Source organism: Roseivirga sp. (assembly GCF_034669765.1).
In the GTDB taxonomy this organism is placed as follows: Bacteria; Bacteroidota; Bacteroidia; order Cytophagales; family Cyclobacteriaceae; genus Roseivirga.
This window is the reverse complement of sequence record NZ_JAXMOQ010000001.1, coordinates 578081-594611: the sequence shown is the minus strand read 5'-3', so window position 1 is coordinate 594611 and position 16531 is coordinate 578081. Positions and strand designations below refer to the sequence as shown.

Here is a 16531-nt window from a genome sequence, read left to right as displayed (position 1 = left end):
CCTCCTGAGTTTGAACTTGATGATTACTTTTCGAGGGTATCTAACAAGGCTTTTCCAGTGGTAAAATCAATTGCTGAGCCATCTTCTTTCACTACCTTAGCGGCAATATAGGTTTTAGAAGCTGTTTCAGCTTCTGAAGCATTTAACCGAAGCATAAAGATTGTTTCAAAAACCTCATCTTGATCATCGTCAAAAAAAACATAATTCAATCCATTCACAGCACCACTTTGAAGAGCTCCAGAGTCGTCTAACCAAAGTGCATTCCAAGGCATGTCAACCCTAAGGCTAATGCTTGAGTTGGGCGCATTCTGGAAAAATGCTTGACCTGTTTGATCAATACCCAGTTTTGTCGGATTGGCTGAGAAATAATAGTTGTCAGAAAGTTTTGAGAGATGAATGCTCTCCGCTGGATTGTCAAGGTCAACGCTTTGTCTTTCGGAACGGAAATGAACTAATGTATACCCATTATTACTTGTGGTAATGTCTTGGGTACGAATACCATCATCTTTGGGGTCAGAATCATCGGCCGTTGAACAACCTTGGATAACGAGTATGGCAAGGAGCATTGTAATTATATACCTAAGTTTCATAATCTGTCTTTTTCTAATCGTCTAACAATTCCTTGGCTTTAGCAAATGTAATAGCGGTTCCATCATTCTTAATGGCTTTCCCAACTAAGTAAGTTTTTTGGCTATCTGCGGGTGCTGTAGCATCCAAGCGGAGTAAGTAGGCTACTTCTAAAACTTCATCCCCATCTTCATCAACAAAGATATAATTCAAGCCTGAAACAGCTCCATGTTGTAATTCTGTTTTATTCAAAAGCCAAAATGAATGTTCAGGATTTGAATCAGCATCAATAGCAAGCGCTACTGTAGGGGTAGATTGAAAAAATACTTGGGTTGAATTCATCACTCCAAACTGTTGGGGGAAACCCAGAAATATTTCTGCAAAGCTGGGGGTGTCACTAAATGGAGCCTCAATACTTATTCTGGGCTTAGGGGGGTCAACAAAACTAATACCAGGGCCATAGGTAGTTATAGTATATTCTTCGGTGTTCGGGTTTTCATCATCTCCTTCACTTTCGCAGCTTTGAAAAACTAACGTGAAAAGGCTAAAAATAACAAGAGGAAATAAGTGCTTTTTCATAAAAATAAAATAGGGTGTAGGTCAGTAAACTATGTTTAATTCAGTTCATCAAGGGCCTGTTTCGCCATGGAAAAAGAGAGGTCGGTGCCGTCTGTTTTTACGGCTTTACCAATAAAATAAGAGCTCTCTAGGTCTTGTACATTCAGATACAATAAAAGCATCGTTTCAAAAGTACCGTCATTTTCTGTATCCACGTAGCAGTAGTTCTTTCCATTTACCGCTCCACCATACAAAGCGGAGTCGTCCCACCAAATAGCATCATCAGTACCTCTATTTAAGTCTTTTGTAGGTTCAGCTTGAAAAAAGGAATAATCAAAGGTACCAACCAACTTGGCAAATTTTGCATTTCCAATTCCACTGTCAACGTTTAGCCAAGCTAGTGTACCACTATCTTGTAAAAGAGAAAAATCTATACCTGGTGAGTTGGTCATACTCTGGTATTCAGGCCCATACTTTGTTAATCTCACACCAGTCACATTAGAGGTAACCTCCGTTCCTTCTTTATTAAACTCAGGCTCTTCTTCATCAGCACCCCCTCCAGAATCACAGGAGTAAATAAAAAATAAGGATAATAGGAGTATTGATTTAATAGAATTTTTAAAAATCATAATTATCTGAATATTAACGCTATACCATAAAATAGCGCAATTAAATCACCGCTTCCAAGTTTCGCTATATGACTTTAATCATGTTTATAGTAATAAGCGCACTATTTTTTATTGATAAGTAGAGCAAATTAGACTTCATCAAACAGGTTATCTGGTTAAAAAATGAAGAAGTTAGTCCCCTATTTTATGTAAAAATAAAGGTAGAGAAATTTCAAAAAATGTACGTTTCCCTTCCAAAAAACTAGGTTATGCTTATAACCATAGTCTATGAAAACCACATAAAATCTCGGTCGGTTATCAACCATTTCTTCAAGAAAGACTACGAAACAATCAGAAAGGCTCGATGGTCATCTAGATCGTTATTTATAATTATTCTGAATATTTTTTAGCCCTTACTTCGCAAGTCGGATTGTGCCGAATGGGGAAATTACATGAATTGGCAATGAAGCAAAGTTCGTTGGCCTTATGGTGTAATTCCTTGGCTTTGGCAACCCTATCCGCTTCCAAAATTGTCACTGCGGGTTTCAATACTACTTCAGTAAAGCGGCCTCCGCCATTTGGCGTTTCTTCCATTGTACCAGAAGCGTTGTCAATATAATCCACTACCGTAATTCCAGCGTCAGCGCATAAATGCAAATACACCAACATGTGGCAGGCTGAAATAGAAGCAACCAACATATCTTCTGGATTGTGTTTGGTTTTATCGCCTCGGAAAGCCGGGTCTGATGAACCAGTAATTTCTGGCTTTCCTTCTACCTGAATACTATGACTTCTTTCATAAGCTCGGTATGAACTGGTGCCCGTTCCTTTATTTCCAGTCCATTCTATTTTTACATTGTAGCTGTGATGCTTTGACATTGAACAAGATTTATGGTGGTTAAATCAAAAGCCAATTTACATGGCCTTACATAAATTCGCTCTTCCTCTATTGAATATATTTCTTAAGAAATAGCTCAGCTTTTTACGAAACTGCCAATTGCAATGTGAGAGTTTTAGGTAATCAAAATAAAACGCAATAGGTAGAAATATCAACAAGCCTTACCCTCCGCTCAGCCTGGCGAAAAATGGCTGTTGATGGAGAGGGTTTTTGAGTTGTGGGTAACGGTCTTGTATATGAAAAATAGCGGATTTTTACGCACTAACTTTCAGTTTATAACTGACCTTTATTTTATCTTTTATTTAGGCACTTAAACCGCTATTTTTTATATGTGTTGTTATGTGCTGCTTTTACTTTTTGTATTTAAGTACGACATTATTAATTAAATCTTCTATGAACTCAATTGCTTTGGATTCAGTCAAAATCATATTAGAAGGGTGAGCATAAGTATTTCTAATACCTAATTTTTCATCAAGAATTTTTCTGACATCATTCGAAATGATTCTTGATTGTCTACAAAATTCAATGAATTTCCCTTCTGGTATTTCGCTGAAATCATCTTTTACACTCATAGAACTAATTCTAACTCTTCGGTCGGTATTTGTAGATAAAACAGAATTAAATTCAGTGAGTTTATTTGAAAGTATATATTCAAATAAACTGTCGACAGTTAAATTCCAAACCATAATAATTGAAGCTCGAAATGCACCAATCTCAAAACATTTAATTGCTTCATCCAAAAAAACATTCTCTTCAGAATCAGAGATTGTGACAAGCAAATCCCTCAAAGTTTTTGAGGTAATAGCTTTTGGTTTGTTTAGTGTAATTGTTTTTGCAAGCTCTACTTTGAAGGCAGAGTTTAAAGAATAACCTGATTTAGATTTCAAAAATTTCGGTTTTTTGCCTCGTGGTGCTTTCAAATTACTTGTAAGATATCCTGAAATATTGGTGTATGGTTTGATTTTAGATAACTCAAAACAACTTTTAAGAAGAGTAGGACTGAAGAATTCTGTCTTTTCAACTTCTTCAATAAAATAGGCAAAAGCATCTATTTGGGAAGTTTTGTTCAGAGCATAAAAATCCTCAAAACCCGAAATATAATTGGTTAATTTATCCTTCATTAATTACTAGGTTGCATATCGTGTTCGACATAATTAAGTCCAATACTTGTTAAAGTAATATCTGCCGTATCCGAAGTGTCAATCCAACCTTTTACACTAGTATCTGCAATACTTTGATAGAATGCTGCAGGAACTTTGGCTTTTAAGTGTCTATAGCAAGTGTAAATGTGGTCTAAACCAATATTTGTTGTTTTCAATTCGTGTGTTAGATAATAAACAAATGCTACATTTCTTTCAAGGTTTGATTTAATGTTCAAGTTCGAAGTAAAATCATCAAGAGAGCTTTGATCCTTTGGCCTTAAATTCAGACTTGAGATAATACTTGGCGTTTTACTTTTTGCCTTCTTTTTGCCTTTTGTTGTAACTGTTTGTTTTGTTTTCTTAACAGGTGTTTTAGTTGGTTTTTCTTCCGTAACTACTGTGCTTATAGGCTTGACAGTTTTATTTTGAAGTAAGTTGCCTTTGAAATCTTCATAAATTGAATTTACAAAAGTTTCGCTACCTTCTACTTCGAGAAGACCTTCTACAATATTAATTTTCAGTTTTGTATTCATATTTTCAGTTTAATTAATGGTTATTTCAAAGTTGCACGTAACGTTATGAATCGCTCACTTTTATGAGCGTTATATTTCTAATGGTATACAAAAAGTGCTTATAGCATAGCCAATTAGGTGTGCTATAAGCACTTTTACAATTTTCAGAAAAGCACGATGAGTGAAAGCGGAGGGTATGTTTTTCTATGATAAAGAAAGACAATTAGTAGAATATTTACAAGGGGTATACCCGAGGAAGTTTACCCATGGAAAAACAGGGTACAGCGTGCAAGATTGGAGCACTTATGCAAAACCTAGCAGAACGTGCTGCCCCTCTCCTTGGAGAGGGATAAAAGGGTGAGGCCTATCAGAGGTTGCTATCAAGCATTTCTATCTTCTACGAAACTTATTCATTTAAGCTAATAAGTAAACTGTCGGGAAGTCAGAGCACCCACCATCGAGTAAATATCCCAACTCATTTCCGTAAATTGTCCCTTTCAGCAAAGCCTGTCCATGGCAAAAGAAGGCGGAAAGTGGAGGGCTAATTTTTTTGAATTAAGAGAATAAAAAACCTATGCTCAAAAAGCGAATTTTCAGTTTAATCATACTTTGCCAGGTAGTGGGCATATCACTATTTGCCCAAAAATACCCTTACCAAAACGCTAAGCTTCCGGTAGAAGAAAGAGTGGCTGACCTTCTTTCAAGAATGAGTTTGGAAGAAAAAGTACGGCAGATGGACATGTACAATGGGGCTAACCTTAAGGAAGGGGAAGCCTTTTCACTCGCGCTGGCCAAAGAGTTAATCGGAGAAAAATTGGGAGCAGGCGCGGTGCACGATTACTATCCGAAAGACGCCAAGGCAGCCAATCAACTTCAAGAATTTATCATCAACAATAACCGTTGGGGAATTCCTGCATTACTCATGTCCGAGTTTTTACACGGCTATATGGGTGAGGGCAGTACTGCTTTCCCCATGAATATTGGCCTTGGCGCTACTTGGGACAAAGCCTTAATGGAAAAGGTGGGTGAGGTTATTGGCACTGAAGGCCGAGCGCATGGTGTACATTTCGGTTTAGGCCCCAACCTCGATTTGGGCAGAGAACCCCGCTGGGGAAGAATTGCAGAAACGCTGGGAGAAGACACCCACTTATCTGCCGAACTCGGTACCGCCTTGATCAAAGGCATCCAAGGAAAAGACTTGAGTTCTGACCGCTCGATGGTAGCAGAACCCAAACATTTTGCCGCCCACGGATCTCCACAATCGGGAGGCAATGCGGGTCCTGTTTTGTTGGGAGAAAGGTCGGTAAGGCAAGATTACCTTCCTGTATTCAGAAAAGCATTTATGGAAGGAGGCGCTTTGGGCACCATGGCCGCGTATTCCGAAATTGATGGAATTCCCAATGCCTCCAATGAATGGCTGATGACCGAAGTGCTCCGAAACGAATGGGGTTTTAAAGGCATTGTGGTTTCTGATTTGGGTGCTATTCGCTTTTTGCAGAGCAGCCACAAATCCAGCGATTCCCCTAAAGAATCCATCCGACAAGCCATTTCTGCGGGCATCGACATGCAGTTCTACGACTTCCCAAATGATCAATTTCAGCAAACCATTATTGAACTGGTGAACGAAGGATCGCTTGATATCTCAAAAGTGAACAGAGCAGCATCAGGCGTTTTGAGATTGAAATTCTTATTGGGACTTTTTGAAAACCCATATACAGAACAAAGACTTATTGACGAAAGAAATCACAATCAGGAAAACCAAAACTTGACCTTAGAAGCAGCCTTAAAATCGATGGTTTTGCTTAAAAATGAAGGAGATTTATTGCCCCTCAGTAAAAGCTTGAAGAAAGTCGCAGTGCTTGGTCCATTGGCCAATGAGTCCGTTTTGGGTGGCTATTCTGTAAAAAACAAAAAAGCCATCACGGTTTATGAAGGGGTAAAGCAATTGCTCGGAGAAAATACAGAAGTAGTGTATTCCGAAGGTGTTCCCCTCATTTATAAAGGTCAACCCATTCCGATGGCCAACTTTAAAACCAAAGACAAATCACAAAACGGATTGAATGCCACATTCTTCAACAATAGAAATGTAGAGGGCGAACCTGTGCTCACTAGAATTGATAAGCAAGTCGCGTTTGAATGGCCGGGCTCTCCAGGCGAAGGAGTGGGAGAAGATCACTTCTCTGTCACATGGGAAGGTTACCTTCAGCCAGACCAGTCATTTAACGGATGGTTAGCCGTCAGTTCCGATGATGGCGTAAGGCTTTGGGTAGACGACAAACTGGTGATTGACAATTGGGAAAAGGGAGCGACAAGCATCGAAACAGCGCCTATGGATTTTGTGAAAGGCAAGGAATACAAAATCAGGATGGACGTTTGGGAAGGTGGTTATGGCGCCAAAGCTTATCTCAACTGGAACATGCAAAAGCCAGATTTGACCGAGGCGATCGCGCAGGCAAAATCATCAGATGTGGCCATTGTGGTGGTCGGTGAATCGAACGAACTGGTAGAAGAAAATAAAGACGTAAGCAGCCTGGAACTCTATGGCCTTCAGAAGGAATTTGTGGATGCCATTCTTGCTACTGGAACTCCTGTGGTATGTGTGGTGCTCAACGGCCGCCCCTTATCCATTAACAGTTTAGATCAGAAAGTACCTGCCATTTTAGAGGCTTGGTTTCCGGGAGAAAAAGGAGGATTAGCCGTGGCGCAAACCTTATTTGGAGACTACAATCCTGCGGGTCGTTTGCCTGTTACGGTTGCCCGAAGCGTAGGCCAATTGCCCATGTATTACAGTGCCAAACCCACCAGAAATCACCGCTATGTGGATGAGAAAATTACACCGCTTTACCCTTTTGGTTATGGTTTAAGCTATACCTCTTTCGATTATAAAGACCTTCAGATTACCAATCAGGGAGAAGGTAAAATTCACATCGAAGTAACGGTCACCAACACCGGAACTCAGGCTGGTGAAGAAGTAGTACAGCTTTACCTCAGCGACTTGATCAGCTCTGTAACCACAGCGGTAAAGGAACTCAAAGGTTTTCAACGGATTCATTTCAACGCTGGAGAAAGCAAGCGCGTAAGTTTTGACCTAAGTCCTGAAGACCTTTCTCTTTGGAACAGGAACATGGAGCGTGTAGTTGAAGCGGGTAGATTCCGAGTAATGGTTGGAAAAAATTCTGAAGAAGGAACGAGCGATACTTTCACGGTGGAATCAACGATTAAACTGAAAAATTAAATGATTGATTAGAAGATCTACATTAAGCGATTAGTAATTTATTCCTAGCACTTCATAAACCAAAACCTCCTCGCTTGGTTAATTAAAAAGCACATTTCATAACCGCTATGGAGAATTATGAAGTTATTTGTAGAGGATAAAATTTACATTGAAAAGATTAATTAAGAATCGTTTTTTAAGAATACTGACCCGAGTCATCATCGGTGTGCTTATTTTTTTCGGTTTGCTGGTTCTTTTTATTCGCAGCCCTTGGGGTCAGAATATAATTGTTAATAAGGCGGTAAGCTTTATCGCTGACAAAACTGGTACCGAAGTAAGCATCGATAGGCTGTACCTTACTTTCTCGGGTAACTTTTTTGTAGAAGGGCTTTATTTGGAAGATGAACAGCAGGACACGCTTGTTTATTCTAAAGACCTGGAGGTTTCGGTGGCACTAATTCCCTTAATCAAAGGCGATCGCATCAATGTTAAATCTGTCCACTGGGATGGATTGAAAGCCAACATTCACCGACCTGCTTCAAGTGAAAATTTTAACTACAATTTCTTAATCGAGGCTTTTGCTACAACCGATACTACGACAACCGACAGCGCTCCTTCTACCAGTCCCGAGATTGTAATTGGCAAAATAAACTTCAGCAACTTTGACATTACCTATAACGATGAGCTCTTAGGCATGAAAGCCACGGCACTTTTAGGTGAGCTCGATTTAGAAGTAGACGCGCTGGACATAGAGCAAATGATCTATGAGATTGATGAGCTTTCCATTGCCGATAGTCAGATTAAATACGAACTCAGCAAAGCAGCTGCGGTAGACACCGCCCAAAACAATAGCAGCCAAGTCGAGGATTCACTTCTCCCAAATCTTTCCGTAGGTGCATTGATCTTAAAAAATGTAAGCCTAGATTATAATTCAATTCCAGACCGAACTACCGCAAAACTCGATATCGGAAACTTTAGGGTTGAACTGCCCATGGCCAACCTAAAAGAACAAAAGATTGTATTGGATGAACTGAGCTTAGACAACTCCAAAGTTTTTGTGAAACAGCTGTCTATTGGCGAGTTGCAAACCCCATCAGATTCTACTCAATCGTCTGAACCGGTTGTTTTTGAGTGGCCAGATTGGAACATAGATGTCAATGAAATTTCGTTCAAGAAAAATGACATTACTTTTCAAACCACAGACAGTTTACCGGAAAACGGAGTTTTCAACCCCAATTGGCTAGAGGTCAAAAATTTCAATTTTGAAGCGGATGATATTGAATACCAGCCGGGCAAAGCGAACATGTCCATCAATGGCTTTTCCTTTGCCGAAAGAAGTGGGCTTACACTAAACAAACTCGCTTTTGATTTAAATGTATCCGATGAATCTCTTTCGATTGAATCCTTAGATTTTGCCACGCCAAAGAATATGCTTTCGGGTGATTTGAGTCTGCAATATGCCTCGCTCACAGACTTGATAAACTCCCCTGAGGCTACTACAATTACTGTCGATTTAAACAAATTTGAAATCGACTTACTCGAAACGGCAGCCTTTAGTCCAGAGCTGACTCAGAATGAATACCTCCAGTCGCTTTCCAAAAGGAAAATCACTGGGCGACTGAATGTCAATGGCAACTTAACCGACTTACAAATTTCTGAGGCTTTGGTCAATTGGGGGATGCAGACCAGTATCAACATTTCTGGCCGAGTAACCAACCCAACAGACCCCGATCAGTTGAGGCTCGACCTACCCACATTAAGCGCAAAAACCACCAGAGTCGATATTTCCCAAATCATGGACACCACAGGTTTAGGCTTGGGCTTGCCAGAAAGCATGGTTTTAACTGGAAATTTCAAGGGCGGGCTAAATGACGCTCAAACTAACCTCTCCCTTCAAACAACCATGGGAAATGTTGAGGTAAAAGGCCAGTTCAGTCAAAACGAAACCATCGCTTTTGACGCGGTGATTTCTGGAAAAGAACTTCAACTCAACCAATTGCTTCAGAATGAACAGCTCGACACGCTCTCTTTTACAGTGGATGTAAAGGGAAGCGGAACCAGCTTGAGTGAATTAACGGCTGAATTAAAAACAGATTTTGAACGGCTGAAATTCAACGGATACGATTTCTCCAACCTGGAATTGTCAGGTAAAATCACTAACGGAAGTGGCAATATCGATTTACATTTTAAAGATGAAAACCTAGACATGGCCATGGAAACCAAGCTAGCGCTTGATTCTGTTGCGCCCCAAATCAATACAAATTTGACCGTGAAAGGGGCTGACCTTTACGCTTTGGGTTTGACCACACAAAACGTAAAAACTGCCTTTGTTTTAGATGCTAGCTTTGAAGGTAATGCTTCAAATTTTGATTTAAAAACAGAACTCAACGATGGCGTGGCCATTTACAATCGTGAAGCTTACACTTTCGGAAGTTTCAGTTTAGCGGCTAAATCTGCTGCCGATACTTTGGGAATAATGATCGACAGCCAAGCGATTGATGCCAAAATTATTGGCAATAAAAGCCTTATGGAAATCCTTCCGCTTTTGCAAAAGGAGTTTACACGCTACCTCGAAAGCGGAGGAAATTTATCTGCCCGAGATTCTTTGAATACCGATGCAGCCTTGAAAATGACCATGGTAGCGAGGCCTTCTGCCATCGTATCAGAAGTATTTTTACAAGGCTTAGAGCGCATGGATTCTATTAGTTTCAAGTTTGACTTTGATGCAAAGACAAGCAAGTTATCAGCCGAATTGATGGCGCCTTATATCAATTTTCAAGGGACAGAAATTGACAGTTTGGGCTTCAAAATAAATGGTAAAGACGATTATTTAGATTTCCTTTTAGGCTGGTCTCAGGTCAGTTCTGGCCCCGTTACAATCGACAAAACCAAGCTACAAGGAAAGGTAGATGCGGGTACTATTACTTCTCGTTTCAACATCATCAGTAACCAAAAAACACTCATCAACATTAATTCTGAAGTAAACTTAAAAGGCGATACTATTCAGGTACACCTTCTCCCCGACACGTTGATTTTTAACAGCGAACAATGGAATATTCTGGAACAAAACCGCGTCACACTGGCCAGTAATTACATCAACATTAATGACTTTGAACTTTCCAACGGAGCCCAAAAAGTTTCGCTAAGCACATCACTACCCAGCCATAAGCAGAAACACTTGGGAGCTATTTTTAGTGATTATCAGCTGACTACAATTACCAGCCTTTTCAATGCCGAAAAACCGCTGGCCTCTGGAGTGCTCAATGGGGATATTGTTATTGAGAATCCGCTAAGTGGTTTTGGTATAATCGCTGGATTAAATATTTCTGATTTAGCCATTATGGAAGTGCCTTTCGGCCAACTGAAATTAGAGGCGCAAGGGGCAGGCGTTGAAAAATACCAGGTAGATCTTTCTGTGAAAGGCGGAGATGCCGACCTGAATCTGGCGGGCAATTACACGGCTTCGGCCACTGGTGGCGACTTGAATCTCAACCTCGATTTGAAGGAATTAAAAATGTCGGCCATAGAGACTTTTTCAAATAACAACCTTTCCGAATCGAAAGGAAGCCTTTCGGCAAAAGTGGATGTTTCTGGAAATGTAAACGACCCAAAATATGCTGGAACATTCAACTTTAATCAGGTCGGTTTTTTGGTGAACGAATTGAACGCAAGCTTTAGCATTGACAATGAACAGCTGAAGGTTGATAATTCGGGGCTTTATCTCGATAGCTTCACAATTACCGATGGCGACATGAACGAATTTGAGCTGGCTGGAAAAGTTTTAACGGATAACCTCATGAACCCAACTTTCGACCTTAAAGTAAAGGCCGATAATTTTAGGGTGGTAAACTCAGCCAAGGAAGACAGCGATCTCTTTTATGGGCAGTTAAATGTAGGGGCAGACCTTACCATTACGGGCGACTTGAATATTCCGAAAGTAAGAGGAAGCATGAAAGTAATTGATGGATCAACGCTCACTTTTACGGTGCCAGAATCTCAGTTGGAATTGAAAGAACGTGACGGAGTAGTATTGTTCGTCAACCGAGAAAATCCAGATGACATTTTAACTAGAACAGATCAGAGTGAGGTTTCTGCAAGCACGGCCTCCATTGCTGGCTACGATATTGAGACCATCATTTCCATAGGTGATAATTCTGAATTCAATATCATTATTGATGAATCTACGGGAGACAACCTGCGGGTGGTGGGCGATGGCGATTTCAACCTCAGTATAGAACCCAATGGAAGAATTGGCCTTTCTGGAAAATATGAATTGAGTGGAGGCCATTACGAAGCCAACGTGTTCAACCTTGTAAAACGCAGGTTTGAAATTGCACCGGGCAGTACTATTTCATGGTCGGGCGACCCCTACGATGCCGAGCTGGACGTAAGCGCGATATACAGCATAAAAACATCGGTGAGTCCTTTAATGGCCACACAAACCTCGGCCGAAACTTCGGCCGCTGAAGCTTCTTATCAGCAGCGGCTTCCCTTTGAGGTTTATATTAATGTGGATGGTGAATTACTCACGCCTACCATTTCTTTCAACCTAGACATGCCCGAGGACGAGCAAGGAGCCTTGAGCGGAACAGTGTACAGCCAAGTTCAGCAACTGAACAGCCAAGAAGAAGAGTTAAACAAGCAGGTGTTTTCATTGTTGGTTTTAAACCGATTCTTTCCAAGTTCAGGAAGTGACGGGAGTAGCGGTGGACCGACATCTTTGGCTTTAGACAATGTAAATAATGTGCTTTCTGGCCAGCTCAATAATTACTCCGAAAAGATTTTTGGTAATACGGGCATCGATGTAGGCTTCAACCTCAACAGTACAACAGGCGAAGAAAATAATAGTGGGCAAGTTCAAACCCAGCTTGGCATTACCGCTAAAAAGGAGTTTTTCAACGACCGTCTGATTATAAAGGTGGGTAGTGAAGTAGATGTGGCGGGTAACCAAAGTGCTTCACAGGGCACTCCTATTCTTGGTAACGTGAGCTTGGAATACTTGCTAACAGAAGATAAAAGATTGCGACTTCAAGGTTTTAGTAGAAATCAATATGAAGGCGTAATTGATGGCCAATTAACGGTTTCGGGTATTGCTCTCGTGTTTACCCGCGAGTTCAATAAATTCAAAGAACTTTTTGCCAAGCAGGTAAAAGAAGAAGTAGAAAAAAAGGAAAAAGAGAATAACAATAAATGAGTTTTCGTCAGTCATCGGTTCGTATAATTTTTGCTTCGCTCGCAGGCCTACTTTTGGTTAGTTCATGCAGTGTGAGGCGGTTTATTCCTACGGATGAATACCTCTTAAAATCCTCAAGCGTAACGTTAACTGCCCCAGATAGCGTAAGAAATATCGGTGGGGTTGAAGAGGAATTAGAGGAGCTTTTAAGACCAGAACCCAACGCCACATTTTTGGGTATGCGCGTGGGATTAAATGCGCATTATAAATCCCAAAGAGAAAACCCTGGATTCTTAAATAAATACCTGAATAGAAAATTTGGAGAAGCGCCCGTTTACTTGTCGCATGTAGACTCTAGTCGCACCATGGAACTGATCTCCAACAGACTAGAAAACAATGGCTTTTTCAACACCAAGGTGTCTTCTTTTACCACCACAAAAAAGAAACTGGCCAGCGTGAAATACAAAGTAGAGCTAGGGCAACCTTATACTTTGGCCAAGTATGAATTGGACTCCGCATCAGGCACAATTTACGAGGGCATTGCTCAGTCATTAGAAGAAAGCACCATCACTGAAGGTACCCGCTTTAGTTTGGACATGATGAAGGAAGAGCGCGAAAGAATAGACACCTACTTAAAAGAGAGAGGTTACTATAACTTCAATGCGGACTTCCTGATTTTCGAGGCCGACACCAACCAATTTGATAACAGGCGTTTCAATCTGTTTTTAAGGTTGAAAAAAGAGGTTCCAAAAAAATCGCTGTTGCCTTACAAGCTCAATAAGGTGTATGTGAATCCAGATTACTCATTCAACAACAAAGCGACAAAGGAAGATGCCTACAGCGTAAACGGAATTAACTTTATTCAAGACCCCGAATTCTTCAAACCAAGCCGGATGACTCCCTACATTTTGTTTAAGGAAGGCCAAATTTATAACCCAAAAATCTCTCGCCTTACCAGTAGCCGACTGTCTTCCATCGGAGCTTATAAGTTTGTGAACATTCGCTACGAACCGGCTTTTGATGAAGTAAGCGATCAAGACACTTTAGGCCTAGATGCCAATATCTACCTGTCGCCTTTAAAGAAACGGTCTGTGCGAGCAGAGCTAAAAGCGGTGACCAAATCGAACGGTTTTGCAGGCCCTGCCTTGGCCATGGTGTACAGCAATCGTAATCTTTTCCGAGGCGGAGAAACGCTCAACCTTTCGGGGAATTTTGGTTACGAGTTGCAACTGAGTTCAGGTGATAATAAAGGCCTAAGCAGTACACAAATTGGTTTTGAAACGGGGCTGGTGATACCGCGTTTGCTCATTCCTTTTAATGTAAAGGATACTGTACTTTATGCCGTACCAAAGACGAATATCAAGTTTGGTTACGACTTATTCAAGCGCAGCGACCTCTATAACCTCAATGCGTTGAATACCAGTTTTGGTTACAACTGGCGAAAGAATCAAGCGATTTATCATGAGTTCAACCCCATAAATATTAACTACGTCAACACCTCTAATATCACTCCTGAGTTTCAAGAAATTCTTGACCAAAACACTTTTCTGCAAAGTAGTTTTGAACAACAACTAATCACAGGTACTACCTACAGCTTTATTTATAATCAGCTTACTGAAGGTAAAAAGCGAAACCCGATTTTGCTGGTGACTAACTTTGAGTTTGCAGGAAATGCTTTGGATTTGGTAAGTAAAGATAGCAATGGCGATGGGCAAGAAACACTGTTCGGAATTGCTTATGCGCAGTTTTTTAAAGCTGACTTAAACTTTGTTTATAACTATCGCCTCAGTAGTAAGCAAACCATAGTCGGACGACTGTTTGGTGGGTACGGTCTGCCTTATGGCAACTCCGAAACGCTTCCATTTTCTAGGCAGTTCTTCTCTGGCGGCCCTTCTAGTATTCGGGCTTTCAGAAGCAGATCACTCGGGCCGGGGTCCTATAATCCTACCGAAACCGATCAAGGCTCGTTCTTTGACCGAGCGGGGGATATTCGACTAGAAGCCAATATTGAATTCCGTTTTCCGATCTACTCTTTCTTAAAAGGGGCGCTCTTTGTTGATGCCGGTAATGTTTGGCTCAATAATGAAAATGCAGATTTGCCAGGCGGAAAATTCAGTAAAGACTTTATTAAAGAATTGGGTATTGGCTATGGCGCTGGGCTAAGGGTCGACATCCAAAGCTTTGTCATCCGGTTTGATTTGGCGAGCCCTTTCAGCAAACCCTATTTACCGGTTGGTCAACGCACGGGTTTCGACCTCTCTGAAATACTCTTCAACTTTGGAATAGGTTATCCTTTTTAGGAAAGAACAAACTGCTTCAATTTATCTCTTAGAAAAAAAATTCCCAAGAGATAGCGTAATTAAGACTTATGCAGCATAAATGATCTGCGAACACTCCTCCTTGGAGAAGGAGGCTGGGTGGATTGACTCTATTAGTATATGCAAAATTAAGAATGGCTATTGTATCCACTTATGCCTCATGCCCCCGTCCGACCTTCGGTACCGATGGGCTTACCGTCAGTACCGAAGGTCGGACGGGAGATTGTAGATAAAATACATTATTCCTAATTGTATCAATCACTTAAAACAGGCGTTTCCATTGACTAATCGTAGATTTTATCATCTTCCAAAAATTTATAGCTCAATTTCACCCCGTTACGTGAGCTATAAAAATATTTTTATAGCTCACAAAATAGCTATATATTGAGCTATAAACCTGAACTTTATAGCTCATGCTGTGGAACTGGCAACAAAAAGACTGGCCTAATTTTGTTTATAATGAAGAACAATTCTCAAGTGATGAGAATCGATTTCTGCATAATGCAGGTCTTCTATTAGGCAGCATGAAACACATTAGTGTTGATGATCAAGAGGTTTTAAAAGTCGATCTGATCATGAATGAGGCTTTTAAAACCTCAGAAATTGAAGGAGAGGTTCTCAACCGAGACTCGTTACAATCTTCAATCCGAAAGCATTTTGGTTTAAAAACAGACCAAAGAAGAATTTTACCTGCCGAACAAGGCATTAGTGAAATGATGGTTGATCTTTATTCCAACTACAAAAAATCTTTGGATCATGAGCAGCTTTTTGCTTGGCACGAAATGCTCACAAGAGGCCGAAGAGATTTAATAGAGATTGGCCAATACCGTACTCATGACGACCCGATGCAAATTGTTTCTGGCTCTATCAATCAGCCTAAAGTTCATTTTGAAGCTCCGCCATCAGATAGAGTGGAACAAGAAATGCATGCCTTTATAGAATGGTTCAACACCGCTAAAATCGAAAATGCACTTGTCCGTTCTGGCATTGCACATTTATATTTTGAAAGCATTCACCCTTTTGAAGATGGCAATGGCAGAATTGGCCGAGCGCTTTCTGAAAAGGTACTTTCTCAACATTTAGAGCACCCCACGCTAATTGCCATTTCCCAAATCATTCAGTCTGATAAAAAGAGTTACTACGAAGCATTACACGCCAATAGTTTTAAGCTGGACATTAACAAATGGCTTAAATACTTCTGCAAAATGGTCTTAGAGGCACAAGATTATACGCAAAGGATGATCGATTTTCTGATTCAGAAAGGGAAGTTCTATCATCGTTTTAATGTAGAACTCAATGAGCGACAAAGCAAAGTGATTGAGCGCATGTTTAGAGAGGGTATTGAAGGGTTTAAAGGCGGCTTGAGTGCTGAAAACTATATCCGCATAACTGGAACAACCAGCTCTACGGCTACCCGAGATTTGCAAAAACTAGTAGAAATGGGCGCCCTTCTTCGAAAAGGCGAAAGAAAGAGCACACGCTATTTTCTTGATATGAAGTGACTCCACTTCTCAGAAAATTAGGCCATAGGGGTTCTTTAG

Annotated in this window: 10 protein-coding genes; 4 read left to right on the top strand and 6 right to left on the bottom strand. The window is 40.7% G+C overall.

Annotated features, from left to right (window positions below):
• Positions 1 to 23: 23 nt before the first annotated feature.
• The 6 genes from VOI17_RS02540 to VOI17_RS02515 all read right to left on the bottom strand — a co-directional run bounded on the left by VOI17_RS02540 (position 24) and on the right by VOI17_RS02515 (position 4306).
• On the bottom strand, positions 24 to 590 hold the full coding sequence (locus VOI17_RS02540; RefSeq protein WP_323755662.1) for a hypothetical protein: 567 nt from the start codon (positions 588 to 590) through the stop codon (positions 24 to 26).
• Between the two features lie 13 nt (positions 591 to 603).
• Positions 604 to 1146, bottom strand: a complete 543-nt coding sequence (locus tag VOI17_RS02535) for a hypothetical protein (protein WP_323755661.1) — start codon at positions 1144 to 1146, stop codon at positions 604 to 606.
• A 35-nt stretch (positions 1147 to 1181) separates the two neighbouring features.
• On the bottom strand, positions 1182 to 1754 hold the full coding sequence (locus VOI17_RS02530) for a hypothetical protein (RefSeq protein WP_323755660.1): 573 nt from the start codon (positions 1752 to 1754) through the stop codon (positions 1182 to 1184).
• A 369-nt stretch (positions 1755 to 2123) separates the two neighbouring features.
• Complete coding sequence (locus VOI17_RS02525) at positions 2124 to 2612, bottom strand: OsmC family protein (RefSeq protein WP_323755659.1); 489 nt, start codon at positions 2610 to 2612, stop codon at positions 2124 to 2126.
• Between the two features lie 369 nt (positions 2613 to 2981).
• On the bottom strand, positions 2982 to 3752 hold the full coding sequence (locus tag VOI17_RS02520) for a hypothetical protein (RefSeq protein WP_323755658.1): 771 nt from the start codon (positions 3750 to 3752) through the stop codon (positions 2982 to 2984).
• Positions 3752 to 4306, bottom strand: coding sequence for a hypothetical protein (locus VOI17_RS02515; RefSeq protein ID WP_323755657.1), 555 nt, complete (start codon positions 4304 to 4306; stop codon positions 3752 to 3754). Before VOI17_RS02515 ends, VOI17_RS02520 begins: the two co-directional genes overlap by 1 nt.
• Positions 4307 to 4859: 553 nt before the next feature.
• On the opposite strand from VOI17_RS02515, the gene VOI17_RS02510 reads away from it, so the two are divergent.
• The 4 genes from VOI17_RS02510 (at position 4860) to VOI17_RS02495 (ending at position 16492) form a co-directional block, all read left to right on the top strand.
• Positions 4860 to 7520, top strand: a complete 2661-nt coding sequence (locus tag VOI17_RS02510; RefSeq protein WP_323755656.1) for a glycoside hydrolase family 3 protein — start codon at positions 4860 to 4862, stop codon at positions 7518 to 7520.
• Positions 7521 to 7668: 148 nt separating this feature from the next.
• Positions 7669 to 12693, top strand: coding sequence for a translocation/assembly module TamB domain-containing protein (locus VOI17_RS02505; protein WP_323755655.1), 5025 nt, complete (start codon positions 7669 to 7671; stop codon positions 12691 to 12693).
• 71 nt (positions 12694 to 12764) lie between these two features.
• Positions 12765 to 14972, top strand: a complete 2208-nt coding sequence (locus VOI17_RS02500; protein WP_323755654.1) for a BamA/TamA family outer membrane protein — start codon at positions 12765 to 12767, stop codon at positions 14970 to 14972.
• A gap of 431 nt (positions 14973 to 15403) precedes the next feature.
• Positions 15404 to 16492, top strand: a complete 1089-nt coding sequence (locus VOI17_RS02495) for a Fic family protein (protein ID WP_323755653.1) — start codon at positions 15404 to 15406, stop codon at positions 16490 to 16492.
• The last annotated feature ends 39 nt before the right edge of the window (positions 16493 to 16531 follow it).

What these genes read in the sequence shown, in the direction of transcription:
- VOI17_RS02540 (WP_323755662.1), bottom strand. Translation starts at nt 590, where the DNA reads ATGAAACTTAGGTATATAATTACAATGCTCCTTGCCATACTCGTTATC.
- VOI17_RS02495 (WP_323755653.1), top strand. Translation starts at nt 15,404, where the DNA reads ATGCTGTGGAACTGGCAACAAAAAGACTGGCCTAATTTTGTTTATAAT.
- VOI17_RS02515 (WP_323755657.1), bottom strand. Translation starts at nt 4,306, where the DNA reads ATGAATACAAAACTGAAAATTAATATTGTAGAAGGTCTTCTCGAAGTA.
- VOI17_RS02525 (WP_323755659.1), bottom strand. Translation starts at nt 2,612, where the DNA reads ATGTCAAAGCATCACAGCTACAATGTAAAAATAGAATGGACTGGAAAT.
- VOI17_RS02510 (WP_323755656.1), top strand. Translation starts at nt 4,860, where the DNA reads ATGCTCAAAAAGCGAATTTTCAGTTTAATCATACTTTGCCAGGTAGTG.
- VOI17_RS02530 (WP_323755660.1), bottom strand. Translation starts at nt 1,754, where the DNA reads ATGATTTTTAAAAATTCTATTAAATCAATACTCCTATTATCCTTATTT.
- VOI17_RS02520 (WP_323755658.1), bottom strand. Translation starts at nt 3,752, where the DNA reads ATGAAGGATAAATTAACCAATTATATTTCGGGTTTTGAGGATTTTTAT.
- VOI17_RS02535 (WP_323755661.1), bottom strand. Translation starts at nt 1,146, where the DNA reads ATGAAAAAGCACTTATTTCCTCTTGTTATTTTTAGCCTTTTCACGTTA.